This is a genomic window from Rhodococcus sp. C-2, assembly GCF_027854095.1.
GTDB lineage: Bacteria > Actinomycetota > Actinomycetes > Mycobacteriales > Mycobacteriaceae > Rhodococcus_F > Rhodococcus_F qingshengii.
The window spans coordinates 1-24,530 of record NZ_JAQGFI010000015.1 but is presented as its reverse complement, the minus strand read 5'-3'; the positions used below and the strand labels follow the sequence as shown (position 1 = coordinate 24,530).

The window sequence follows — 24,530 nt, the reverse complement described above, 5'->3', positions numbered from 1 at the left end:
GAAGAGTCGGTCCAGGCACCGAGTAGGGGGTACGAGACGTGCAGATCGACAAGCTGCCGGCCATCGAATTCATGGTCAGTGCACCGACGTTGGGGGAGGATATCGCTCGACGCTTGCGACTGCTCATTCACAGCGGCGCGCTCAGCCCCGGTGATCGCCTGCCGTCCGAGCGTGAACTGTCTCAGCAACTCGAAGTCGGTCGAGTCAGTGTGCGAGAAGCGGTCCGAATCCTTCAGGCGATGGGATACATCGAGGTGCGGCGAGGAGCCACGGGCGGATCGTTCGTTTCGGAGTTGACCAGGCCTTATGAAGACTGGGTTGGCCAGTTGAAAGCGCGAGAAGCAGACATCGACGAGATCGTCGACCTCCGTATCGGGTTGGAAATGCGCACGGCAAGCCTCGCGGCGGTCCGGCGAACCGATCGTCATCTTCTCGAGTTGCTCGAATCCATTGAGCAATTGGGGGTTTCCGGAAGTCGGGGATCGTTCCGGGCTTGTGACGCCAGGTTCCACGGCGGTATCGCCAGAGCGGCGGGAAACAGCAGGTTGGAGGCCGCTGTGGTCGAGGCTCGCGGCGAAATGTTCGTCCCCGTCGATCATCTCGTGTTCGAAGACCAGGTCGAGGCTTCGAGGGTGGAGCACAAGGAAATCTTCGAGGCGATCAAGCGGGGCGACAGCGCTCGCGCGGCGGAGGCAATGGAACGTCACATTCTGCACGCAAAAGACGAGCTCAAACGCTTGGCGCTGCAGGAAGAAGGCTGACGGGAGCGCGACGAACAGACGGTTCGTCCCGTTTTTCGCAAGTAAAAGTTTTGTGAATTGGGTCCCGAATCGACTTCAATGGTTCTAACATCGCCCGTATGACCCATACTTCCGTCAATGCTTCACGTGATGCATCCGGCGATGACCGAACTCTTCGAGGCTCGCTGGGTACCGGCTCGATAGTCCTCATGGTCGTTGCCGCAGCTGCTCCCCTGACTGTGATCAGTGGTCTTGTGCCGCTGGGTATTTCCGGTGGCAACGGTGCGGGCTTCCCCATGACCTTCGCCGTGACAACCGGTGTACTTCTGCTCTTCGCCGTCGGGTTCACCGCGATGTCGCGTTACATCCCGGGAACCGGAGCGTTCTATCTCTACATCGGACATGGTCTCGGCCGTGGTGCCGGCGTCGGCAGTGCGATGTTGGCCCTCGTCAGTTACAGCACAGTGCAATTGGCCGTATACGGCTACCTCGGCCCGGCAATGAGTTCGTTGATCACCTCCTACGGTGGTCCGGAGGTGCCGTGGTGGATCTTCTCGCTCGCCTCGTTGGCTCTGGTAGCCGTCCTCGGATTTCGTCATATCGAATTGTCGGGCAAGGTGCTCGGCATCCTGTTGATCGCAGAGGTCGGGATCGTAGTCGTACTCGACGCTTTCATCGTCGCCGACGGTGGTCCGGAAGGCCCGTCGACAGCAATGTTCTCTCCGTCGGAAATATTCTCCGGATCCCCCGGCGTCGCATTGGTATTCGCGCTTGCCGGTTACATCGGGTTCGAGTCGACGGCGATCTTCCGTGACGAAGCGAAGGATCCCGCGCGGACTATCCCGCGAGCGACATACGCCGCCTTGATCCTCATCGGCGGCTTCTACGCTCTCTCCAGTTGGGCGGTTGTGACAGCCTGGGGCGACAAGGGTGCAGTGGACATTGCGGGTACTGACCCCGACGGCATGCTGATCACCACTGCCACCGACTTTGCCGGAACGGTGACAGCCCACCTGATTCAAATTCTGTTGGTGTCCAGTCTCTTTGCCGCAGTTCTGTCTCTCCACAATGTCTTGGCCAGATACATCTTCGTTCTGTCGAACACCGGCGTTCTGCCGGGCGCAGGTGGGCGGACGCACCGCGTGCATGGTTCGCCGCACATCGCGTCAGTGGTGCAATCCTGCTGTGCTCTGGTACTTCTCGGAGCTTGCATCGTCATCGGTCTGGATCCGGTGACACAGATCTTCGCGTGGTTCGCCGGCGTTGCAACGGTGGGGATTGTGGCTCTCATGTTGCTCACGTGCCTTGCGGTGCTCGTCTTCTTTCATCGTACGAAGGTCGATCAGCGATTCTGGCACACCAAACTTGCCCCGAGCTTGGGCCTTGTCGGGCTGATCGGATTCGCGATCGCCATTGCCGGAAACCTTCCGCTCCTACTGGGCGGCAACATTCTGGCCGTGGTGATGACCGGGGTGCTGGTGCTCGCGTTTGTCGGTGGATTCCTCTATGCGCGACGACGGAAGCAAGTGAGCTTCGAACTTCCGTCGTGAGAGGGCTTTCGGTGAAATGATGGGTGCACCCGCACTCGAGAAAGCAGGACTCCCATGACGTTCGCGGATCTGGACGGTGACGAACTGTGGAGTTACCTGACGGAGCGGTCAGGATTGCCCGGCCCGCGCGCGAACCTTGGGCTCATGCTCGAGTTCGCGCGCGGCGCCGATGACGACGACATCCTGCTGGCGGCGGAGTCCGAGGACGAATACATCCGCTGCTGTGGGATCGTCGGGCTCGGATTCATCTTCGTTCGCTCGCACGAGCGATCCGTTCTCCGCAGCTTGACGGAGGCGACCACCAGTGCGTCGTGGCGCGCACGTGAAGCTGCCGCGATGGCCGTTCAGGCGATAGGTGACACGGATCCGCAATTATTGCGGGCGATCATCGAGCAGTGGTCACGGTCCGCCCATCCATTGACGCTGCGCGCAGCGGCTGCGGGGATCTGCGAGCCACGGTTGCTGAAGGACAAGACCAACGCTGCGCTGGCCGTTCAGGTGTGCCGAGACGCTACCGAGTGGATCGTCTCGCAACCAGCTGATTCTCGTCGCGAGGCCGACACACGGACTCTCCGGCAGGCGCTTGGATACTGCTGGAGTGTCGCGGTTGCGGCGGATCCGGAGAATGCCCTGCCGGCATTCGTCTCCCTGGGGGCGTCGGACGACACCGATGTCGTCTGGATCGTGCGGGAGAACCGGAAGAAGGCTCGCCTGCGCAAGGTGCTCGAAAGCTGACCCGTGGAACAGAGTCGTAGGTTATCCTCAGAATTAGAACCTGTTCTAACTACGAGGGGTAGACCATGGCACCGTCCGCAGAGGTAATCCGCAAGACCGTCGACGCCTACATCGAGACCGTTGCGACGGGCACTGCTGCCCAGGTTGTGGCCCTGTACGCCGAGGGTGCAACGGTTGAAGACCCGGTTGGTACCGACGTGCGCACCACCCGCGAGTCCATTCTCGCGTTCTACTCCGTGATCGAGAATTTCGACCAGGAAGCTCACCTTCAGACCCTCCGCATCGCCGGAAACGAGGCGGCATTCCACTTCTCGCTGATCACCAAGCTCGGCGAGCAGACCCTGACCATCGCACCCATCGACGTCATGACCTTCGACGACGACGGAAAGATCCTGTCGATGCGCGCATTCTGGAACCAGGAAGACATGATCACCGCCTGACATGACGGTCAAGACGATCGACGTCGACGGATTCTGTTGGCAGATCGACGATTCCGGTTCCGGGACAGCTGTGGTCATGTGCCACGGCTTTCCCGGCCTCGGATACAGCTTTCGCCATCAGTCGGCAGCGTTGGCGGAAGCGGGTTTTCGGTCGATTGCACTCGACATGCCCGGTTACGGCGGCACTACCCGCCCCGACGCGATCGAGGACTACACCAACGATGCCGTCGCGAACCGGCTGATCGACCTACTCGACGCTCTCGGAATCGACAAAGCGGTGTTCGTCGGACACGATTTCGGCGCTCCGGTCGCGTGGACGACAGCGCTTCGTCACCCCGATCGCGTTGCGGGACTGGTCTCCTTGGCGGTTCCCTATGCGCCGGACAGATTCCCGGCCAAGCCCTCGACGATCTACGCCGCCTTGGCGCGAAAGCACTTTCTGCACATTCACTATTTTCAGGAACCGGGTGTTGCGGAGCGCGAACTCGACGCCCGTCCACGTGAATTCCTTCAGCGGCTCTTCCACGCCTTGTCCGGGGCTTACCGGTACCTCGATGTGTGGAAGAACCCCTCCGAAGGAAACGGCTATCTCGACGTACTTCCCGAGGCGCCGGCGTTGCCGTGGTCGTGGCTCACCGAGGATGATTTGGATGTCTATGTAAAGGCCTTTACTGCAACAGGTTTCACCGGTGGCTTGAACTGGTACCGAGCGTATGACGCCAATTGGGAACGCAGCGCGGATCTGGACGGAGCGCACATCGAGGTCCCGACGCTCTTCGTTGCGGGCGCGGAAGACCCGGTCATCGCGATGAGCGGTCCCAAGGCATTGGACCGAATGAAGGACACTGTCCCCGACCTGCGGGGTGTACATCTCCTCGGCGGTGCGGGGCACTTCGTACAACAAGAACGCGCTGTCGAGGTCAATGAACTTTTGATCTCTTTCCTTCGGAGTCTCTAGGCGAAATCGGACAGAGGGTCTAGCGTTGCGCAGATGCGCACCAGGATCTTCGATCGCGGTATTCGTGTTGGTATCACCGGTGCTCTTGTTGCCGGTTCGCTTCTGGCTCTGGGCGTGTCCGGTGCCGCCGCCGCGCCGCCTTGCCCTGGATCGTCACCCGCCATACTCAGCGCCCAGATTCCGGGTGCGGCCCTCGAGGGTGTCACGGTGGACGGGCAAGGGCGCCTGTATACGACCGACCTGGTGAGTGGGCGGATCTTCCGCGTCGACGGGCCTGGTCAGGCCGCAGTTCCGATCGCTACGGTTCCCGGCGGTGCGGGCGCACTCGCGTGGAGCCCGGACGGTTCACTGCTGGTGGGAACCGGAGCAAACGCCGGCGTGCTGATCGGCGATCTGACGCGTGCTGCGTCGGTCGCGCGGGTGGACGTGAACTCGGGCGCCGTGACGCCGATAGCCGGTGGTCTGAGCGCTGCAAACGGCCTTGCCGTCGCGCACGACGGGACGATCTACGCCACCAACGATTTCGGTTCGCTGATCGGAAAGGTCAGCCCGAATGGTTCCGTCGACCCGGCGTGGGCAACCTTCCCGAGTGCAAACGGCGCTGCCCTGAGCGCCGATAATCGCTGGCTCTACGTCTCGCGCACGTTCGCAAACCCGGGTGTCAGCCGCATCTCCGTCGACAATCCAGAGTATTCGGAATCGTTGGTCGATCTCGGCGGTCTCGAAACCTTCTCTGCCCCAGATGGTTTGACCTTGGACTCGCGAGATCGCGCAATTGTTCCCACGGACATCAGTGGTGAGGTGTGGCGGATCGACGGACCTGGCCAGTACTGCTCGCTCACCAGCGGACTGCAGGCGTCGAGTGTGTTGACCTACGGGCGTGGCAATTCCGGATTCGCGGCCGGGCATCTCTACCGCGCTGGGTTCGACGGAAAGATCTTCGAGATTCCGGCTGGCTTCGACGCGGGCGCCCAGGCCGCAACCCCCTGACGCGACACCCTGACGCGACTTACCCACTACTGATGCCGGGACTGCCGGAATCGTCCATACTGGTCTGCATGGCGGAAACGAGTGAGATCGACGAGGCCGAAGTGGCCCTTCCCGCGATACCGCAGCCGTTGCTGACCCCGCTCACGGAAGCTGCGATCTTCCTGGTTTTCACCATCGACGAGGGTGGTGAGCAGGCAGTTCACGACGTTCTGGCGGATATTTCCGGGCTGCAACGCTCGATCGGATTCCGGGTTCCCGCCGGTGGCTTGGCTGCCGTCGTCGGCATCGGTTCGGATGCGTGGGACCGACTTTTCGACGGTCCACGGCCGGCGGAATTGCATCCGTTCGTCGAGTTGACCGGTGACAAACACCACGCCCCGCGCACGCCGGGCGATCTGTTGTTTCACATCCGGGCCCGTCAGATGGACCTGTGCTTCGAGTTCGCCACGGTCGTGACCAACAGGTTGGCCGGGGCCGCGTCGGTGATCGACGAGGTTCACGGGTTCAAGTATTTCGAGCAACGCGACCTCATGGGTTTTGTCGACGGTACCGAGAACCCGTCCGGGCGGGCCGCTTACGTCGCGGTCACCGTCGGTGACGAGGATCCGGATTTCGCAGGCAGCAGTTACGTCATCGTCCAGAAGTACCTCCACGACATGTCGGAGTGGAACTCCCTGCCCGTCGAGGAGCAGGAGAACGTCATCGGACGCTCCAAGCTCGAAGATCTCGAGATGGACGACGACACCAAGCCGGCCAACTCCCACACCGCACTCACCGTCATCGAAGACGAATCCGGTGAGCAGATCCAGATTCTGCGCGACAACATGCCGTTCGGCCACGTCGGCTCCGCTGAGATGGGTACCTATTTCATCGGTTACTCGGCGTCGCCGACGGTCACCGAGCAGATGCTCACCAACATGTTCATCGGGAATCCCGTCGGCAATTACGACCGCATTCTTGATTTCTCCACCGCCGTCACCGGAATCAATTTCTTCGTTCCGACGGCGGACTTTCTCGACGATCCCCCGGACTTGCCGACCAGGCTCGTTCCCGAAGCGACGTTCACAGCGCCCATCTCTGACGGTTCTCTCGGAATCGGCAGCCTCAAAAGGAGTGCCCAGCAATGACAAACCTGCACCGCGACCTAGCACCCATTTCGGCAGCAGCCTGGGCCGAGATCGAAGAAGAGGCGAGCCGTACCTTCAAGCGTCACGTCGCCGGTCGTCGTGTCGTGGATGTGGAGGGACCGTCGGGTGACGATCTCGCGGCCATCCCACTCGGGCATCAGGTGCCGATCAATCCCTTGGCCGACGGCGTCATCGCACATGCTCGTCAGTCCCAGCCGATCATCGAACTGCGGGTCCCTTTCACCGTCAGCCGTCAGGCCATCGACGACGTCGAACGCGGCGCCAAGGACTCCGACTGGCAGCCCGTCAAGGACGCGGCCAAGCAGATCGCGTTCGCCGAGGACCGCGCCATCTTCGAGGGATACCCCGCAGCCAGCATCACCGGCGTGCGGGCCAGCGGTTCCAACCCGGAACTGAAGCTACCCATCGACGCCAAGGACTACCCGGAAGCCATCAGCCAGGCGATCACGTCGCTGCGCTTGGCCGGTGTCAACGGACCGTACTCACTGCTCTTGAATGCAGATGCGTTCACCGCGATCAACGAGACCTCCGATCACGGCTACCCCATCCGCGAGCACCTGCGACGCGTCCTCGACGGCGAGATCATCTGGGCCCCGGCCATCGACGGCGCTTTCCTGCTGTCGACGCGTGGCGGTGACTACGAACTGCATCTGGGCCAGGACCTGTCCATCGGCTATCTCTCGCACGATGCGAACTCCGTCGAGCTGTACTTCCAGGAATCGATGACGTTCCTCATGTACACCAGCGAAGCTGTTGTCTCACTTGCGTGAGAGCTTTCGAAACCTCTGATACCAGGGCGGGCGAGGCAGTTCGCCGATGTCCTGGAGATGGGCGACAAAGGCCTGGGCATCCGAACGCGAAGACGTCTTCGGCCGTCCGTCCGCCCACGCTGTGAACAACTGAAGATAACGATCGCCGAGAGTGTGGCGCACGACCGGAAGGTGTTGCGCCACTTCTCCTGCGCGCTTTCGGAGCAGTGCCGCCGAGACAACGGCGGCTTCGTCTTTGTCGAAGCCTTCGGGCAGTTCGCCACCCGCCACCAGTGCGCGAATCAGCGCCTCTTGACGCTCACCGAGCGTGCTCATGTGCGTGACCAATCGGTGCCCGCGGTGATGCGATTCAGACCAGCTGCGTCGGCGATGGCATCGAGCTCGTCGAGCAATTCCAGTGCCGGCGGATAGTTTCCGTCGCGCTCGAGCATGATGGCGGGATGGTGACCGGCGGCGGTGAACTGCGCAAGGAGTTCCAGCACGGCTTCGGGTACCGGATCGGTGTGCGTGTCGTGGTATTTGCCGTCGCTGATGCTGCCACCGGCGATGTGGCAGTATGCGATTCGCTCGAGTGGTAGCCGGCTCAGCTCGGCCCAGGGATCACGCCCTCGGTTGAGGGCATTGGCATAGACGTTCGCGATGTCGAGAACCAGCAGGGCTCCGGTGCGCTCGACGATCTCCGCGAGAAACTCCCCTTCGGTCAACTCGTCGTCCGGCCAGTCGAACAGGGCGGCAACGTTTTCGACGGCGAACGGCACCGGTAGACCGTCCTGAGTCCGGGTGATGTTGCGTACCAGGGCGTCGACGGCTTCGTAGGTGCGCGGAAGTGGGAGCAGGTGGCCGGCCTCGATGCCGCCTGCACGCACGAATGCGATGTGCTCGCTCGCCAAGGGAGCGCCCAGTAGCTGGGATGCACCCGCAAGGTGATCGATCCGTGCCTGATCTACCGCCTCGGCCCCGCCAAGTGAGAGCGAGATTCCGTGCGGGATCACCGGAACTCCGAGCGAGCCGAGGTGCGGCGGTATCTCGTTTCCGACGGATTCGGCAATGACTTCGCAGAATGCCAGGCCGTCGAGTTGCGCGATGATTCCGGAGACCTCGGGGCGCCAACCGATTCCCAGGCCGTGCAGGGTCATTCGAGTCACCTCCCGTGTGCAACTGCTAACGGCGACTATAGACGGATCAGCCGGGCAACCAGTTGGGTCCCGGACCGTTGCCTTCTTCGAAGATCAGCCACGTTTTGGTCGAGAGAACCCCGTCGAGTCCCTGGAGTTCTTCGAGAACGGTGTGGCGTAGTTCCTGGTTGTCCGGGGCTCGAACCAGCACCAGAACGTCGAAGTCGCCGCCGAGGAGGGAGAAGTGCTCGACAAACGGCAGGGCCTTCAAGGACGCCGCCAGACCTCGCCACGAGTGCTGCCTGATCGAGAGTGCCACGTATGCCGAGGAGCCGAGTCCGGCCTTCTCGTGGGCGATCCGCGTCGTGAATCCGGTGATGATTCCGGCGTCCTCGAGCCTTTCGATGCGGACGTAGGCGTGAGCGCGGGATATGTGCGCCTTCTCGGCCAGTGCACGCATGGAGATGCGACTGTCTGCGACCAGTTCGGCGATGATGCGACGGTCGATCGCATCGAGAGCGTGCGGTTCGGTGGCCATCTGTCCATTCCTGGTTCGGTAGTCGAGTCGGTTGATGGACATATTGCTGCCCGAATCCTCATGATAGGCCGTTTGTCTTGAATCCTCGACGCTTGCTGCCATTACGTCGCCGAAGTGCGAATACTGATGGACACAACGTCTTCTGGAGGTAGAAGTGACACTTGTCGAGCCCTTGGGGGAACTGCGGTATCAGAAGTTCCTGCCGGCCGATTCTGCGGTGCAGTACCTCGACCCTGCCGGAGAACTGACGCGCAGCGAGGCCCGCTACGCAAAACCGAGCGACGATCGCCTGATCGCGATGTATCGAAAGATGTTCCTGGGCAGGCGTTTCGACCAGCAGGCTACGGCACTGACCAAACAGGGGCGCCTGGCCGTGTATCCGTCCTCGCGAGGGCAGGAGGCATGTCAGATCGCGGCAGCGATGAGTCTGGAGCCGAGTGACTGGCTCTTCCCCACCTACCGGGATTCGATGGCGTTGGCCGCCAGGGGTGTCGATCCGGTGCAGATTCTGAGCATGCTCGCCGGCGACTGGCACTGCGGATACGACCCGGTCGCACTGCGCAGTGCGCCGCAGTGCACCCCGCTGGCAACGCAATTGCTGCATGCAGCGGGGGTGGCCTACGGGGAGTCTCGACGGGGCTTGAACACCGTCGCCTTGGCGCTCTGTGGTGACGGCGCCACCAGTGAGGGCGATTTCCACGAGGCGCTGAACTTCGCCGCCGTCTTCAAAGCGCCGGTGATCTTTCTGGTGCAGAACAACGGATTTGCGATCAGCGTGCCACTGTCGCGCCAAAGCGCAGCACCGACGTTGGCGCACAAGGGCGTCGGCTACGGGATCGGCAGCGAGCAGGTAGACGGCAACGATCCCGTCGCGATGATGGCCGTCATGGACGAGGCAGCGCGCTTCGTTCGCAGCGGAAACGGACCGGTGATCGTCGAGGCACACACTTATCGCATCGACGCACATACCAATGCCGACGACGCCACCCGCTACCGCGACAGCGCCGAGGTGGAAGCCTGGCTCGGGCGAGATCCGTTGCCGCGTCTCGAAAAGTATCTGCGCGCACACGATCTGATCGACGACGCGTTCGTGGAATCACTGACCGCAGAGGCAGAAGCAGAGGCCGCCACACTACGCGCCGGCATGAACGTCGACCGCCCGCACGATCCGCTCGATCTGTTCCGGTACGTCTTCGCCGAGCAGACACCGCAATTGCGTGAGCAACAAGCCCAACTCGAAACCGAACTTGCTGCCGAAGCCGCTGACACAGGGGGACACTGACCATGCCCATGCTCACGATGGCTCAGGCCCTCAACACCGCGCTACGCGACTCTCTGGCTGCGGACGACAACGTTGTCGTCTTCGGTGAGGACGTCGGCACCCTGGGCGGCGTTTTCCGCGTCACCGACGGCCTCACCCGCGACTTCGGCGACGACCGATGCTTCGACACTCCCCTCGCCGAGTCCGGCATCATCGGATTCGCAATCGGCATGGCCATGGCCGGTTTTCGTCCGGTCGTGGAAATGCAGTTCGACGCGTTTGCCTATCCGGCGTTCGAGCAGATCGCCTCCCATGTGGCGAAGATCCGCAACCGCACCAAGGGCGCGCTGTCGATTCCGATAGCCATTCGTGTTCCTTTTGCCGGCGGTATCGGCGGGGTGGAGCATCACTGTGATTCCAGTGAGGGCTACTACGCGCACACACCCGGACTGAAGGTTGTGGCGCCGTCCACGGTGGAAGATGCGTACTCGCTGCTACGTTCGGCAATCGAGGACCCCGACCCCGTGATCTTCCTCGAGCCCAAGAAGCTGTACTTCGCGCGAGCAGATGTCGAACTGACCGCACGTGAGCCGATCGGTCGCGCCGTCGTCCGTCGCCCCGGTCGTGACGCGACGCTCATCGCCTACGGTCCGTCCGTGGATGTTGCACTGGGGTCCGCCGAGGCCGCTGCAGCCGAGGGCCGGGACATCGAGGTGATCGACATCCGCTCGATAGTGCCGTTCGACGACGAGACGGTCACCGCATCGGTGCGAAAGACCGGACGCTGCATCGTCATCCAGGAAGCGCAGGGTTTTGCCGGTGTGGGTGCAGAAATTGCTGCCCGCGTGCAGGAACGGTGTTTCCACCATCTCCATGCCCCGGTGCTCCGGGTCAACGGCTTCGACATCCCCTACCCCGCTCCCAAGCTCGAGCGTCACCACCTGCCCAGCATCGACCGGGTCCTGGACGCCGTCGACCGTCTGCAGTGGAACGACGCCCCGGACACCCGTTGGGCGGTGACGGCATGAGCAATCAGGTTTTCATGCTCCCCGACCTCGGCGAAGGACTGGCGGAGGCCGACATCGCGGAGTGGCACGTCAAGGTAGGCGACGTGGTCATCATCGATCAGATCGTCGTCGAGGTGGAAACTGCGAAAGCTGCTGTGGATGTGCCCATCCCGTTCGCCGGGACCGTGATCGAACTACACGGCAAAGACGGAGACACCCTGAAGGTGGGCACACCGCTGATCACTGTGAGTGGTGGCGAGAGTGTCGACGCGGTCGTTTCGGCCAACCACGAGCGCTACCGCGAAGAGGAACGCGCCGGTTCGGGCAACGTCCTGATCGGCTACGGCACCAGCGAGGATGCACCGAGACGCCGTCGCAGAGCGGCTCCGTCGGTACGTGTGATCTCGCCGATTGTTCGTAAACTGGCCTCTGACAACAGTATCGACCTAGCCACGATTTCCGGATCGGGCGCTGGGGGAGTCATCACGCGCGCCGACGTCGAGGCCGGGGCAAACTTCGGCCCGGAAACGGAAAGGTCACACGCGACCGACCAAAGAATTCCGATCAAGGGGCTACGCAAGGTAGTTGCCGACAAGCTGTCCACCAGCCGCCGCGAGATCCCTGACGCGACAACCTGGGTCGACGTCGACGCCACCGAACTGTTGGCGGCGCGAGCCGAGATCAACAAGTCACTGCCCGATTCCGACAAGATCAGCCTGATGGCGCTCCTGGCTCGGCTGACCATCGCGGCGTTGGCGCAGTACCCCGAACTGAACTCGTCGGTCGATACTGCTCGAGGCGAGATCGTTCGACACGCCCGCACCCACCTGGGGATCGCCGCGCAGACACCGAAAGGATTGATGGTACCGGTCATTCGTAATGCCGATTCGCTTAGCACTGCCGAACTCGCACAGGCACTTCGGGTGACCACCGACCTTGCCCGCGACGGCAAGCTCGAACCCGCCCGCCTGACCGGCGGCACGTTCACGCTCAACAACTACGGGGTATTCGGGGTCGACGGATCGACTCCGATCATCAATCACCCCGAGGCGGCAATTCTGGGGATCGGACGCATCATCGACAAGCCGTGGGTCGTGAACGGCGAGTTAACCGTTCGTAAGGTCACTCAGATCTCGTTGAGCTTCGACCACCGCGTCTGTGACGGAGGCGAAGCCGGCGGATTCCTCAGGCTGTTCGGTGACTACATCGAGAACCCGATCCGCGTCCTGGGAAGGCTCTGATGACCAAGGCTCCGATGACAACTGCAGAACCCCACAGCGACGTCGTGATCCTCGGTGGAGGATCGGGCGGCTATGCCTGCGCCATCCGCGCCGCCCAACTCGGATTGTCGGTCACGCTGATCGAAGCGGACAAGGTCGGCGGAACGTGCCTGCACCGCGGATGCATCCCGACCAAGGCACTGCTGCATTCCGCCGAGGTGGCCGATTCGGCACGCACCAGTGAGCAATTCGGTGTCCGGGCATCTTTTGCCGGCATCGACGTCGCGCAGGTGCACGACTACAAGAACGGGACAGTCGAGCGGCTGTACAGCGGTCTGCAAGGCTTGTTGGCGCAACACAAGATCACCATCGTCAACGGATACGGGACGTATGTCGGTGGGCGAAGCATCGACGTCGACGGAACCCGCTACACCGGAACATCACTCGTTCTGGCCACCGGCTCGTATCCGCGGGAACTCCCCGGCATCGAACTCGGCCGACGGATCGTCACCAGCGACCAGGCACTCGAACTCGACCGGGTGCCCACCAGCGCAACGGTACTCGGTGGCGGTGTCATCGGCGTCGAGTTCGCAAGCCTCTGGCGCTCGTTCGGCGCCGAAGTAACGATCGTCGAGGCACTCCCCCGACTGATCGCCGCCGAGGATCCGTGGTCGTCGAAGCAGCTGGAGCGGGCATACCGGAAACGTGGAATCGTCTGTAAGACAGACACAAAGGTCGATTCCGCGAAAGAAGCAGCCGATTCCGTCCGCATCGAACTAAGCGACGGAACGAAACTCGACACCGACCTACTGTTGGTCGCCGTCGGCCGCGGACCTCGCACGGACGGTGACGGTTTCGAAGAAAACGGAATCAGCCTCGACAAGGGATTTGTCGTCACCGACGAACGCCTCCGTACGTCCGTGGACGGTGTGTACGCGGTCGGCGACATCGTGCCCGGTCTTGCGTTGGCGCACCGAGGTTTCCAACAAGGAATCTTTGTGGCCGAACAGATTGCCGGCAAGGATCCGATACCGGTCGCCGAACACCTGATTCCTCGCGTGACGTACTCACATCCCGAAGTTGCATCGATCGGACTCGACGAAGAGGCGGCGCGCACGCAGTACGCCGACGTCTCCACCGTCATCTACGACCTGGCAGGTAACGGCAAGAGTCAGATCCTGCGAACTACCGGCGGAATCAAAGTGATTCGAAGCGGAACGAAAGGCCCTGTTGTCGGAGTTCACCTGGTGGGAGACCGCGTCGGCGAACTGATCGGTGAGGCGCAGTTGGCCGTTGCCTGGGAAGCACTTCCCGATGAAGTGGGGCGTTTCATCCACGCGCACCCCAGTCAGAACGAAGCGTTGGGCGAGGCCATGCTCGCACTCGCGGGAACACCACTGCACGCCCACAACTGACCCGGAGACAGAAAAGGAGATTCAATGAGTATCGACGACGAACTGCGCTGGGACGGTGAACTGACCGTCACACGCCATGATCGGGAGACCGGCACGACTTTCGTGATTCGAATCGACTCCACCCGTCTGGGACCGGCGTCGGGTGGCACGCGGGCCGCTCACTATCCCTCGATCGGCCACGCTCTGGCGGACGCCGGGAAGCTCGCCGGTGCAATGACTTTGAAGATGGCTGTCTCCGACCTGCCGATGGGTGGCGGGAAGTCGGTGATCGCACTGCCAGCACCGCGCAATCAGATCGACGCCGCAACCTGGTCTCGTATCCTCGGCATCCACGCCGAGAACATCGACAAGCTCGAAGGAAACTACTGGACTGGTCCTGACGTCAACACCAACTCTTCCGACATGGATCAGCTCAGCCGCACCACCAAATACGTCTTCGGGCGTTCGGTCGGCAACGGTGGCGCCGGTTCCAGCGCGCACGCCACCGCTCTGGGTGTGTTCGAAGCGATGAAGGCCACGGCGCGTCGCCGAGGACTCGGAACACTCGACGGCCGAACGGTACTGGTACAGGGGCTCGGCGCCGTCGGCGGCGACGTCGTCCGTCTCGCAGCGCAGGCTGGCGCACGTCTGCTGGTTGCCGATACGGACCCGCAGCGCCTCAAGGCGGCTTCTCTCGCGGGGCACACGGTCGTTCCTGCCGGCGAGGTCCTCCGAACACCGTGTGACCTCTTTGCCCCCTGCGCGATGGGAGGCATCATTGATTCCGCTGCGGCTGCGTCGATTCCGACTCTGGCCGTGGCGGGCGCAGCAAACAACATCTTGACCGATGCCGCTGCCGGTGAGGTTCTGCGAGACCGCGGGGTTCTCTGTGCCCCTGATTTCGTCGCGAACGCAGGCGGAGCCTTTCACCTCGTGGGGCGAGAAGTCTTGGGGTGGAACGAAGACGACGTCGTCGAACGAACCCGCGGGATCGGTCGAACCTTGGACGAGGTGTACTCGTTGAGCGAGGAACGTGGCATCACTACCGAGGCCGCAGCGCTTATGCTCGCCCGGGCGCGGCTATCCCCCGCATCCACCGCCGCCGCCACATCCGCCACCCCCGCTGCAGCTGCCGCCTCCCCCGTCTGAACCGCCACCGTCCGAACCCCCGCTACTTCCGCTGCCGTCGGCACCGATTCCGGCGGCGGAGGCCAAGGCGGGATTGATCATCAGCATCGCCGAACCGGCGAAGAGAGCAGCGGACATTCCCGCCAAACGCGGTCCGTAGGCGGAGAAGGCAGGCTTGTTGCGCGGGGACAGGTAGGCGTGTGCCGTGGTCAGTTCCGAACGTGCCGCCTTGCCAGAGGTGGTTCGATCGAAGTTGAGCCCGAGCAGCGGGATGCTGAACCCGGTGACGAGTACGGCGAGAATCAGAAACTCGACGGGCTTGTCGTTGTGCAGTCCGAAAGCAATGCGGACGATACCCACGGCCACCAGGATCTTCAGCGGAACTGTGGAGAGAAAGATTGAACGCCTGGTGCTGTCGGAGGTCAGGTATCCCCGGTCCGCCAAAGAGTTTCGTAGGCGAGCTGTTTCCACCGTCATACGCTCGGCGAGTTGGCGCCGACGATGGGGTAGAGCCTGCTGGGCCAGGCGCTGGTACACGGTGAGGGTGTACCAGTCCAGGGTCTCGTCGCCAGGGCCCAACGGGCGCAGGACAGCGCCGTCGGTGGTGATCAGGTCAGCGCTACGCAGGATTGCCAATGATGCTGCGATGGCGCGTGACTCGCCGGTGAGCATTCCGACTTCCGGAGGCGTCAGTTGCTCGGCGGAATACCCGTGCTCGGTTGAGTACCCGTGCCGGCGTGCCCGGATCATCAGACGCCACCCCAGAGTGAGAACCATGAGCGTGGCCGAAACGGCTATGTAGCCGTAGAGGAAATCCTCGCTGGGGATCCCCCAGGTGTCGGCTGCATGCGAGCTCATCCCCCACACCCCCCGCCGCCGCAACTGCTCCCACTGCCGCCACCGCCGTCCGAGCCGGATGATCCGGATGAGGAGCCACAACTGTAGTAGCTCGAACTTCCGCCAGCCGGGCTGTACGCGGCGCCCGCAGCTACCGCTCCCGCCAGCGCCGGATCGATCAGAACCAGAGCGCCCGCACCGAAGAGCGCCGCCGACAGCCCGGCGAGCGAGGGACCGTAGCTCGTGTACGCGGGCCGCAGTTTCGGTGAGAGGTACGAGTTTTCGTGCTTGAGGCGTCGAAGCTCGCTGTCTCCCAAAGCTGTCCGACGACGCTTGATGCGAAGAAGTGGAATCATCAGAGCGAGAACGATGATGGTGAGGAGCAGGAACCCGACCGGCTTACCGCCGGCGATTCCGGCGACGAGACGGACTACGCCGAGAGCAATGACCGCCACGATCGGAACGGTCCGAAGGGCAGCGGTCAGACCGTCCTGCTGGCGTTGCAAATATCCCTCGTCGATCAACGTCGTACGTAGTTGTGCGAGTGCGACGTTCAGCCGTCCCATCAGACGCACCTGCCGCAGCGGGACCTTTCCGTTGCCGAGCCGCTTGTGCACCGTACGGGTGAACCAGTCGAGACGATTCTTGTCCTCCGCAGTGAGTGGCAGCTTGGTCTTGCCTTCGGTGCTGATCAGCTCGGCGCTGCGCAGAATAGCCATCGACGCCAGCACCGCTTGGTAGTCACTGGTCAAGGCACCGATCTCGGGAGGAGTGAGCGGCCGACGGACAGCGTCGACGACCACCGGTGACCGGCGCGCAGTCATTCGGCTGTACAGCGAGAGTCCGATCGCGACGGCAGCCGCCACCAGGTACCACTGAAGGAAAGTCTGGCTGGGGATCCCCCATGTATCCGTATGATCATGCATCGCACACCACCTCTCGATGAACTCCTGAGACTAGTCCAGTCTCTTTGTCCGACAACTGATGTCAGTATCGGGCCAGTGCCCGGAAAAGCGATATCCGGATGGCCATCGTCACCATTCCGTTACCGCCGAACTGGGGATTTACCGGCCGGTAGGTCGAAGCACGATCTCCGTGGGGTGTGCGTCGGACGGTGTTTCGACGGCAGTGAGTACGGCACGCGCCACAGTGGAGGCTTTCAGGAAGCGCTCCGGGTCGTACTCGTCGCCCTCACCCGCGACGATGTCGCGCTGCATGTCGGTGTCGATCCGTCCGGGGTGAATGGAGGTGACCCGCAGTGCCGGCTCTTCCAGGCGCAACGCATCTCCGAAAGCGCGCAGGGCGAACTTGCTGGCCGCATACGAGCCCCAACCGGCGTTGGCGCGCAGTCCGGCACCCGAATTGATCAGCACGACGTGACCTCCAGCCGCACGAAGCGCGGGCAGGAGAACCCGCGTGAGTTCGGCGACGGCGATGACGTTTGCCTCGAGGGTGCGTCGCCACTGATCGACCGAGGATTCCTCGATGGTTCCGATGTCGGCCACGCCGGCGTTGTGTACCAGCACGTCGAGCGTCGTGATGGACGAGGCGGCGGCGGCGACGGCGTCGTAGTCCGTGAGGTCGAGGGGTAGGGGCGTCGATCCGGGCAGTTCGGCGCAGATCGGCTCGAGGGCCTGTGCGGATCGTGCACCGAGCAGCAGGTCGTGTGTCGGCGCCAGTTCGCGTGCGATGGCAGCTCCGAGGCCGCGACTGGAACCGGTGATCAAGGCAGTAGGACGCATGGTGCGAGCCTATCGAGTGAGGATTGTTCGGCTAGACGAACTTGTGTATTTGCTTACCCACATATTAGAGTTCGACCATGACGACACGCGACGCGAAGAACTTCCGCCGCCTGGGAATTGCCGCCCTCGCCGCCCTGCTTCTGTCCAGCTGTTCTGCGGTGAGTTCTGGCTCCGACGACGACCGCCCGGTGGTGCTCACCACGTTCACCGTGCTGTCGGACATCGCCCAGAACGTTGCCGGCGATCATCTTCGCGTCGAGTCGATCACCAAGGCGGGGGCCGAAATTCACGGCTACGAGCCGACGCCCGGAGACATTCGGCGGGCGAGCGAAGCCGATCTGATCCTCGACAACGGCATGAACCTCGAGGCGTGGTTCGCGAAATTCGTCAACGGACTGGACGTGCCACACGTCGTGGTCAGCGACGGCGTCGAAGGCATTCCGATCGCCGGCGACGCGTATGCGGGCAAGCCCAATCCGCATGCATGGATGTCTCCGTTGAATACGCAGATCTACGTCGACAACATGGTGACTGCTTTCAGCGACCTCGACCCGGACAACGCCTCGGCATTTGCGGAGAACGGCGCGAAGTACAAGGCGGAACTGCAAGCAGTGCAGGACGGCCTGGTCAGTGGCCTGGCGGCATTGCCCGCAGGTCAGCGCGCACTTGTCAGTTGCGAGGGTGCGTTCTCCTATCTGGCCAGGGACGCGGGACTCAGCGAGGCGTACATCTGGCCGGTCAATGCCGAGCAGCAGGCGACGCCGCAGCAGATCATCGCCGCGATCGACTTCGTCCGAGCCAATTCCGTTCCCGCCGTCTTCTGCGAGTCGACGGTCTCGGATGCCCCCATGCAGCAGGTTGTCGGGGCGACCGGCGCGAAGTTCGGCGGAACGCTGTACGTCGATTCGCTGTCCGAAGCCGACGGTCCCGTGCCCACCTACCTGGACATGATTCGCCACGACACCGACGTCATCCTCGGCGGTCTGACCGGCGGTAAATCATGAACGAAGCCATTCGCGTCGAAAACGTCAGCGTTCACTACGGCGAGGTCCACGCACTGGACCACGTCGATCTGACGTTGAACTCGGGTAGCGTCTGCGGACTGATCGGCATGAACGGTTCAGGAAAGTCGACTCTGTTCAAAGTGATCATGGGGATGATCAAGCCGGACAACGGTTCTGTCAGAATCGCCGGTCTCGACGCAGCCACTGCGCGCAAGAGCGGCCGCGTCGGATACGTGCCGCAGAGTGAAGACGTCGACTGGACCTTCCCGATCAGCGTCCGTGACGTCGTGATGATGGGCAGGTACGGCCACCTCGGATTCTTGCGACGTCCGCGGCGTGCAGATCGCGAGGCGGTGGCAGAGGCCCTCGAGCGGGTGGAACTCACCGAATTTGCGGATCGTCAGATCGGTCAGCTCTCGGGTGGTCAGAAGAAGCGCGCGTTCGTCGCACGCGGCATCGCTCAGGACGCGTCGATACTGTTGCTGGACGAGCCGTTTGCGGGCGTCGACAAGCGTTCCGAGGCAACGATTTCTACGCTGCTACGAGAGTTGGCTTCCGACGGCCGGTCGATCTTGGTCTCGACCCACGATCTCCACGCTGTGCCGAAACTCTGCGACGAGGCGGTACTGCTCATGCGCAAGGTCCTGGTGCATTCCGACCCGGACACCGTGCTGCAACCGGAAAACCTCGCCCTGGCTTTCGGTCTCGACGTGATGGACAGGACCTGATCGATGAACCTCGTAGAACTGCTACTTGATCCTCTCCAGTACGGATTCATGGTGCGCGCGTTGGCCGTTGCGGTTGTGGCAGCGGTTGTCTGCGCGGTGCTCAGTTGTTGGTTGGTGCTCATCGGGTGGTCGTTGATGGGCGACGCCGTCTCGCACGCCGTGCTGCCGGGTGTTGTCCTCGCTTACGTCGTCGGCGCTCCATTTGCTATCGGGGCCTTGATCTTCGGGTTGATCGCTGTAGCCCTGATCGGACTGATCCGTAACACCAGCCGCGTCAAGGAAGACGCCGCGATCGGTATCGTCTTCACGACTCTCTTTGCGTTCGGTTTGGTTCTCATCTCGGTGACCCCCAGCCAGACCGATCTCAACCACATCATTTTCGGCAACCTGCTGGGGGTGAGCTCGTCTGATCTTCTGCAGGTCGCGATACTCGGCGCGTTGGCGTTGAGCATTCTGTTGATCAAGCGTCGTGATCTGACGTTGTTCGCCTTCGACCCGATCCATGCGAACGCGATAGGTCTTTCGCCCAAGCGCCTGGGTGCGCTGCTACTCGGCGTCCTCGCGCTCACGTCCGTTGTGGCGTTGCAAGCCGTCGGCGTCGTGCTGGTGGTGGCGATGCTGATCATCCCCGGCGCGACGGCCTACCTCCTCACCGACAAGTTTTCGCGGATGCTGGTGATAGCTCCCGTCGTTTCCGCAGTCTGCGCGATTGCCGGTATCTACGTCAGCTACTACCTCGACACGGCTTCCGGTGGCATGGTCGTCATGACGCAGGGCATCGTGTTCGCTCTGGTGTACCTGTTCAGCCCGTCGCAAGGGGTGATCGCGAAATGGACTTCGCAGCGGCGTAGGACCCGAGCGGAGTACAGCGCCGCGGCGTACGAGCCTTCCTGATCGTTCGTCCAGTTAACAATCCGCTACCAAATCGGGTAGGTTCGTACGGGCATTCGTCACCACGAACATTCCGGCCGCAACGATGCCGGCTGCAAGACGATCGGTGGTGACGCCTTGAACACCGATGGGTTCTTCGATGACGCAGTTCCGAGCGCGACGCACGTGGCTGGTTCTCGGCGTCGTTGTCGCGGTCATCGCTCTCGCCGGATCCGGGCTGCTCAGCCCACGAACTTCGGTTCTGGTGGACGATGTCGCCCAGCTCGTCGGCGGAGCCACCGCAACTGCGGTCTGTTGGTGGACATCGCGGCGCTATCACGGCGTCGAGCGTCGTTGGCGAACTCTGATGGCTCTGGGTATGGCCGGCTGGACTCTCGGGATGTTCTTCTGGGCGTTCTACCGCTCGGTTCTCCACGTTCCACTTCCGTCGCCGTCGATCGCGGATATCGGTTTCTTCATGTTCCCGGTGTTCGCCGTGCCGGCGCTTCTGTCGTTGGTGCGTCAGTCGCCCCGGCGTGAGGCGATCGGTCCGATCCATCTCTGGCTCGTGCTGACGCTCGACGGTCTTGTCGTTGTCGGTGGATTGTTCATCCTCACGTGGACGACGGCCCTGGGCGCCGTCGTTCATACCGGTCCGACGGGATCTCTCGGGTTTCTTGTCGCGGTGATGTATCCGATCACCGACTTCGTTCTGATCGCCATGGTCTTGCTGATGGTCATCGGACCGAAGGCCGTAGCAGAGATCCGTGAACCGCTGACGTTCCTCGGGTGCGGGTTGGTGATGCTCTCCCTTTCGGACAGCCTGTACGCGTACTTGGTGGCGATCGGCGCCGAGAGTATGCCGACGATCGCCGATGCCGGGTTCATCGCGGGGCCGCCGTTGATCGCCTTGGCGGCGCTGACGAAGCGAACCGAGCCTCGGAACCGCAACGCGCCGCAGCAGTGGCGAAGCGATCGGACTCAGTTGCTGCTGCCGTATCTGTTGATCGCGGTGATCGCGACGATCGTGACTGTTCAGGCGCTGATCGTCGGCAACCTCGATGCCGTGGTCGTGATACTCGGCGTCGGCGTGTTGGTTCTCGCGCTGGTGCGCCAAATACTCACGCTCCTCGAGAACGACGCGCTCCTTCAACAGATCTCCGCTGCCCAGGACGAGCTGAGGTACCGAGCACATCACGACCCACTCACCGAGCTTGCAAACCGGGCCGCGTTCGACGAACACTTTGCGAGCGCCATCGACGACTATCGCCAGACGAACTCCGATTGGGTGCTGATGCTTGTCGATCTGGACGACTTCAAACAGATCAACGATCGATACGGGCACCCGGCCGGCGACCGGTTACTGGTTGCTCTCACAGCACGTCTGCGCGAAGCGGTTCCCGAGGGTGCGTTTGTCGCCCGATTCGGTGGCGACGAGTTCACAGTGCTCCTGCAGGGCACGATCGACGACGCCGTCGTCGTGGCTCGCCGGATCGTCGACGCGCTCAGGTCCGATCAGACTGCAGACACATCGGTGTCGGTGGGTGCGAGCGTTGGTGTCGCGCATTTCGAGTCCGCGCAGTTCGAGTTCGGGGACGAACCGCTCAGCGCGCACACTCTTCTTCGCCAGGCCGATGCGGCGATGTACGAGGCGAAGAGAAGTGGGAAGGGCGCGGTCGTTGTCTACGGCGACCGTCGCAAATGGTTATCGCCGTAGTAGTGCGAAAATCGTTGCCGGTGAACCCGATCCGGCCTTGTTGATCGCACCACCGACAAGGATGCTAGCCCCGGTGGTTGGCAGGGCGGCAAGATTGTTCAAGTTCTCCAGGCTGATTCGATGCTTGTCGTACAGGATTGTCGAGACGGGGTAGGTTTCGTCGTTTCCGAGGTCGGGACCGAACGTGTCGGTTCCCAATGCTCCGCGGGTGCCCAAACGGCCGGTGTCTATCAGCCACCGCGCCGCGTCCACCGAGAAGCCGGGCTGGTGGGTGACGCCCTCGGCATCGGAGTTGGCATATTCTTCGCTACCCCAGCGCGATTCCCATCCGGTCCAGAGAACTACGGCCGCTCCATCGGGGATCTTGCCGTTGCGCGTTTCCCATTCCTGCAGGTCCGCGACCGTGAGCGCATAGTCCGAATCGGCGGCAGCCTTGTCCCGGATGTCGATCTTCACTGCGGGGAGGAAGAGGTCCGCCGGATCGAGTTGGTCGGCTGTGAGGCCGCCTTCCTGGAAGTGTGCGGGTGCGCCCCAATGCGTGCCCGTGTGCTCACCTTCCTTGACGTACTGGAGGTAGTAGCCGTCGTCTGCGATGGTGGCCGCTGTGTCGAGAGTGAACTCGGGGTCGCCTGGAAAAACCGGTGTCGTCGCCGGGTCGTTCACGTGTGAGAGCGAAACAACCGACAACTGTTCGTTCAACGGGCTTGTTGCGTCTTGACTGCTTTCGGAACTGCTACCCATGTCGATCACCTGAGGTCCCGCTACCAGCGCCAGACCTGTGGCTGCGCGCTGAAGTAACTGCCGTCGTTTCATCGATCCCCCACCAATTTGTCCGAATTGAGAGTGTTGCAATCACTTTCGCTCCTTGAACACTAGGACAGAACCTTAGGCTGCTGCGGACCACGACGACCACTCCACATCGCGGACAGCTATGACCTGTCCGTGCGGTCGGTGATCGACGTACTGCGGATACTTTGCGGCCAAAGCATCGATCGCGCTCTCGGACTCCTTGGTGCCGGGGTCGAGAACCTCCGCATGTCCGTCGACGCGGACCCACCAGAGCGCGGACCAGTCGTCGTCGTAATGATCGACCAGCAGGCTTGCGCGCCCCGTCTCGGTGATGTTCCGGAGCCTGCGAAGAGCGGTCGTGGTTTTCGGTTTGTGGTCGACACAGGAATAGACGGTGCCGCCGACCAAGACGAATACCAGCGGCACGATGTGCGGAACGCCGGCCGCATCTGCCGTTGCCAGGTGAGCCACCCGCGCGGCTTCAAATCGTGCTCTCGGGTCGTCCATATTCACAGCGTAAGGGGATCAAGGGTTGCCGCGAGCCGCTGCTGACGGAACAGTGGTCTCATGGAACCGGATGAAGCGCTTCGGGAGATCGCCTACTGGCTCGAACGATCACGCGCTGAAACGCACCGCGTCAAGGCCTATCGCCGAGCTGCGGAGGTCTTTTCAGGATTGTCCGACGAGCAGAAGGAGTCTCGCCGGAAAGCCGACAGTTGGAAGGCCCTCACCGGCATCGGGCCGAAGACTGCCACGATTATCGCTCAGTCGTACGACGGCATCCCCGAGTATCTCGAGGAACTGCGGGGGCAGGCTGAGCCCATCGGCGACAGCCCATTGCGACAAGCGCTGCGCGGCGACCTCCACACCCACTCCGACTGGTCCGATGGTGGAAGCCCCATCGAAGAAATGATGCGACGCGCAGCAGCACTCGGCCATGACTACTGCGCCCTCACCGACCATTCGCCTCGCCTCACAGTTGCCAACGGGCTGTCCGCGGAGCGCCTACGGTCTCAACTCGACGTGATAGCCGGGTTGAATGCCGAACTGGCTCCCTTCCGCATCCTCACGGGAATCGAGGTGGACATCCTCGAGGACGGTTCACTCGACCAGGATCCCGATCTGCTCGACGAACTCGACATCGTGGTGGCGAGCGTCCACTCCAAGCTGCGGTCCGAACGCGAGGCGATGACCCGCAGAATGCTTGCTGCAGTGCGAAATCCGCGTGTCGATATTCTCGGGCACTGCACCGGGCGTCTTGTCGAGGGTGCTCGCGGAACCCGGCCCGAGTCGCAGTTCGACGCGGAGAAAGTGTTCGAGGCCTGCCGCGAATCAGGCACAGCCGTTGAGATCAATTCCCGACCGGAGCGTCGTGACCCGCCTTCGCGTTTGATCGAGTTGGCCCGCGATCTCGATTGTCTTTTCTCCATCGATACCGACGCCCATGCCCCCGGTCAGTTGGCTTGGCAGGGCTACGGCTGTGACCGGGCCGAAAAGTGCGGCGTCGAAGCGGATCGGGTGATCAATACTTGGACCGCCGAAGATCTTTTGGAGTGGGCAGGCAATTGAGAGCACGCCGGAATGGGTCACCGAGGCGTTTGCTCGGTGACCTCCGGGTTCAGAGTCGTGTGGTGGAGCGGAGGGGTTTCCGGTCGGGGTCGATGCCCGGTGGTGGGATGAACCAGGGCAGGTGATCGGTGCCCATTCGGATTTCCCATTGTCCGGTGAATCCGGGTTTTCGGTGCATCAGGGTGTGGTGGGTTCGGCAGAGTAGGACCAGGTTGTCCATGACGGTTGGTCCTCCTTTGGCCCAGTGTTTGATGTGGTGGGCGTCGGTCCAGGCGGGGAC

27 protein-coding genes are annotated in these 24,530 nt (G+C 62.5%); 18 read left to right on the top strand and 9 right to left on the bottom strand.

The window, feature by feature from the left end; genetic code table 11:
• The first annotated feature begins 38 nt into the window (after nt 1-38).
• The 8 genes from PCS43_RS27480 to PCS43_RS27445 all read left to right on the top strand — a co-directional run bounded on the left by PCS43_RS27480 (nt 39) and on the right by PCS43_RS27445 (nt 7,331).
• Nucleotides 39-761, top strand: coding sequence for a FadR/GntR family transcriptional regulator (locus tag PCS43_RS27480; RefSeq protein WP_021332595.1), 723 nt, complete (start codon nt 39-41; stop codon nt 759-761).
• 98 nt (nt 762-859) lie between these two features.
• Nucleotides 860-2,290 (top strand): APC family permease, encoded by a 1,431-nt coding sequence (locus tag PCS43_RS27475; RefSeq protein ID WP_051720950.1) that lies wholly within the window; start codon nt 860-862, stop codon nt 2,288-2,290.
• Between the two features lie 54 nt (nt 2,291-2,344).
• Entirely contained in the window at nt 2,345-3,025 is a 681-nt protein-coding gene (locus PCS43_RS27470) for a hypothetical protein (RefSeq protein WP_007729081.1), read from the top strand.
• Nucleotides 3,026-3,090: 65 nt separating this feature from the next.
• Nucleotides 3,091-3,465, top strand: a complete 375-nt coding sequence (locus PCS43_RS27465; RefSeq protein WP_209910642.1) for a nuclear transport factor 2 family protein — start codon at nt 3,091-3,093, stop codon at nt 3,463-3,465.
• A 1-nt stretch (nt 3,466) separates the two neighbouring features.
• Nucleotides 3,467-4,423: an alpha/beta fold hydrolase gene (locus tag PCS43_RS27460; protein WP_058227436.1), complete on the top strand. Its 957-nt coding sequence runs from the start codon at nt 3,467-3,469 to the stop codon at nt 4,421-4,423.
• A 33-nt stretch (nt 4,424-4,456) separates the two neighbouring features.
• Complete coding sequence (locus PCS43_RS27455; RefSeq protein WP_047272648.1) at nt 4,457-5,413, top strand: SMP-30/gluconolactonase/LRE family protein; 957 nt, start codon at nt 4,457-4,459, stop codon at nt 5,411-5,413.
• A gap of 68 nt (nt 5,414-5,481) precedes the next feature.
• Nucleotides 5,482-6,540, top strand: coding sequence for a Dyp-type peroxidase (locus PCS43_RS27450; RefSeq protein ID WP_058227450.1), 1,059 nt, complete (start codon nt 5,482-5,484; stop codon nt 6,538-6,540).
• Nucleotides 6,537-7,331, top strand: a complete 795-nt coding sequence (locus PCS43_RS27445; RefSeq protein ID WP_003942478.1) for a family 1 encapsulin nanocompartment shell protein — start codon at nt 6,537-6,539, stop codon at nt 7,329-7,331. Before PCS43_RS27450 ends, PCS43_RS27445 begins: the two co-directional genes overlap by 4 nt.
• Here the strand turns inward: PCS43_RS27445 and PCS43_RS27440 are convergent.
• Genes PCS43_RS27440 through PCS43_RS27430 form a run of 3 tightly spaced genes read right to left on the bottom strand, consistent with a single transcriptional unit; the run spans nt 7,320 to nt 8,984 of the window.
• A complete protein-coding gene (locus PCS43_RS27440; protein WP_058227439.1) occupies nt 7,320-7,646 on the bottom strand; it encodes a hypothetical protein in 327 nt (108 codons plus the stop codon). The genes PCS43_RS27445 and PCS43_RS27440 overlap by 12 nt on opposite strands.
• A complete protein-coding gene (locus PCS43_RS27435) occupies nt 7,643-8,467 on the bottom strand; it encodes a DUF692 domain-containing protein (RefSeq protein WP_058227440.1) in 825 nt (274 codons plus the stop codon). The genes PCS43_RS27440 and PCS43_RS27435 overlap by 4 nt, the downstream gene beginning before the upstream one ends.
• Before the next feature lie 46 nt (nt 8,468-8,513).
• The gene (locus PCS43_RS27430; RefSeq protein ID WP_020971454.1) at nt 8,514-8,984 is read right to left on the bottom strand and encodes an Lrp/AsnC family transcriptional regulator; all 471 of its coding nucleotides are present in this window, start codon (nt 8,982-8,984) and stop codon (nt 8,514-8,516) included.
• Nucleotides 8,985-9,138: 154 nt separating this feature from the next.
• On the opposite strand from PCS43_RS27430, the gene pdhA reads away from it, so the two are divergent.
• From pdhA to PCS43_RS27405, 5 genes are read left to right on the top strand one after another with little or no spacing between them, the layout of a single operon-like run.
• A complete protein-coding gene (gene pdhA, locus PCS43_RS27425; protein ID WP_007729066.1) occupies nt 9,139-10,266 on the top strand; it encodes a pyruvate dehydrogenase (acetyl-transferring) E1 component subunit alpha in 1,128 nt (375 codons plus the stop codon).
• 2 nt (nt 10,267-10,268) lie between these two features.
• The gene (locus PCS43_RS27420; RefSeq protein WP_209910639.1) at nt 10,269-11,273 is read left to right on the top strand and encodes an alpha-ketoacid dehydrogenase subunit beta; all 1,005 of its coding nucleotides are present in this window, start codon (nt 10,269-10,271) and stop codon (nt 11,271-11,273) included.
• Nucleotides 11,270-12,493 (top strand): dihydrolipoamide acetyltransferase family protein, encoded by a 1,224-nt coding sequence (locus PCS43_RS27415; RefSeq protein ID WP_209910635.1) that lies wholly within the window; start codon nt 11,270-11,272, stop codon nt 12,491-12,493. The genes PCS43_RS27420 and PCS43_RS27415 overlap by 4 nt, the downstream gene beginning before the upstream one ends.
• A complete protein-coding gene (gene lpdA / locus PCS43_RS27410; protein ID WP_230793349.1) occupies nt 12,493-13,887 on the top strand; it encodes a dihydrolipoyl dehydrogenase in 1,395 nt (464 codons plus the stop codon). The genes PCS43_RS27415 and lpdA overlap by 1 nt, the downstream gene beginning before the upstream one ends.
• 24 nt (nt 13,888-13,911) lie before the next feature.
• Entirely contained in the window at nt 13,912-15,015 is a 1,104-nt protein-coding gene (locus PCS43_RS27405) for a Glu/Leu/Phe/Val dehydrogenase family protein (RefSeq protein WP_209910631.1), read from the top strand.
• Here the strand turns inward: PCS43_RS27405 and PCS43_RS27400 are convergent.
• The 3 genes from PCS43_RS27400 to PCS43_RS27390 form a co-directional block, all read right to left on the bottom strand.
• Nucleotides 14,947-15,852, bottom strand: a complete 906-nt coding sequence (locus tag PCS43_RS27400) for a TIGR04222 domain-containing membrane protein (RefSeq protein WP_209910628.1) — start codon at nt 15,850-15,852, stop codon at nt 14,947-14,949. The two genes, PCS43_RS27405 and PCS43_RS27400, sit on opposite strands and share 69 nt — an antisense overlap.
• Nucleotides 15,849-16,757, bottom strand: a complete 909-nt coding sequence (locus tag PCS43_RS27395; protein ID WP_209910625.1) for a TIGR04222 domain-containing membrane protein — start codon at nt 16,755-16,757, stop codon at nt 15,849-15,851. The genes PCS43_RS27400 and PCS43_RS27395 overlap by 4 nt, the downstream gene beginning before the upstream one ends.
• 138 nt (nt 16,758-16,895) lie before the next feature.
• Nucleotides 16,896-17,573 (bottom strand): SDR family oxidoreductase, encoded by a 678-nt coding sequence (locus tag PCS43_RS27390; protein ID WP_007729052.1) that lies wholly within the window; start codon nt 17,571-17,573, stop codon nt 16,896-16,898.
• Nucleotides 17,574-17,650: 77 nt separating this feature from the next.
• Between PCS43_RS27390 and PCS43_RS27385 the strand changes: the two genes are divergently transcribed.
• The 4 genes from PCS43_RS27385 (at nt 17,651) to PCS43_RS27370 (ending at nt 21,892) form a co-directional block, all read left to right on the top strand.
• Entirely contained in the window at nt 17,651-18,577 is a 927-nt protein-coding gene (locus tag PCS43_RS27385; RefSeq protein WP_047272640.1) for a metal ABC transporter substrate-binding protein, read from the top strand.
• Nucleotides 18,574-19,305, top strand: coding sequence for a metal ABC transporter ATP-binding protein (locus tag PCS43_RS27380; RefSeq protein WP_003942501.1), 732 nt, complete (start codon nt 18,574-18,576; stop codon nt 19,303-19,305). The genes PCS43_RS27385 and PCS43_RS27380 overlap by 4 nt, the downstream gene beginning before the upstream one ends.
• Nucleotides 19,306-19,308: 3 nt before the next feature.
• Nucleotides 19,309-20,199: a metal ABC transporter permease gene (locus tag PCS43_RS27375; protein ID WP_003942568.1), complete on the top strand. Its 891-nt coding sequence runs from the start codon at nt 19,309-19,311 to the stop codon at nt 20,197-20,199.
• Nucleotides 20,200-20,335: 136 nt separating this feature from the next.
• On the top strand, nt 20,336-21,892 hold the full coding sequence (locus PCS43_RS27370) for a GGDEF domain-containing protein (RefSeq protein WP_209910622.1): 1,557 nt from the start codon (nt 20,336-20,338) through the stop codon (nt 21,890-21,892).
• Here PCS43_RS27370 and PCS43_RS27365 read toward each other — a convergent pair.
• Nucleotides 21,881-22,633 (bottom strand): cyclase family protein, encoded by a 753-nt coding sequence (locus PCS43_RS27365; protein WP_209911752.1) that lies wholly within the window; start codon nt 22,631-22,633, stop codon nt 21,881-21,883. The two genes, PCS43_RS27370 and PCS43_RS27365, sit on opposite strands and share 12 nt — an antisense overlap.
• A gap of 144 nt (nt 22,634-22,777) precedes the next feature.
• Nucleotides 22,778-23,188 (bottom strand): TIGR03668 family PPOX class F420-dependent oxidoreductase, encoded by a 411-nt coding sequence (locus tag PCS43_RS27360; RefSeq protein WP_030537452.1) that lies wholly within the window; start codon nt 23,186-23,188, stop codon nt 22,778-22,780.
• Between the two features lie 60 nt (nt 23,189-23,248).
• On the opposite strand from PCS43_RS27360, the gene PCS43_RS27355 reads away from it, so the two are divergent.
• Nucleotides 23,249-24,250: a PHP domain-containing protein gene (locus PCS43_RS27355; protein WP_003942580.1), complete on the top strand. Its 1,002-nt coding sequence runs from the start codon at nt 23,249-23,251 to the stop codon at nt 24,248-24,250.
• A gap of 49 nt (nt 24,251-24,299) precedes the next feature.
• Here the strand turns inward: PCS43_RS27355 and PCS43_RS27350 are convergent.
• Nucleotides 24,300-24,530, bottom strand: a 231-nt coding sequence (locus PCS43_RS27350; RefSeq protein WP_270923140.1) for an HNH endonuclease signature motif containing protein, incomplete at its 5' end; no start/stop codon positions are given.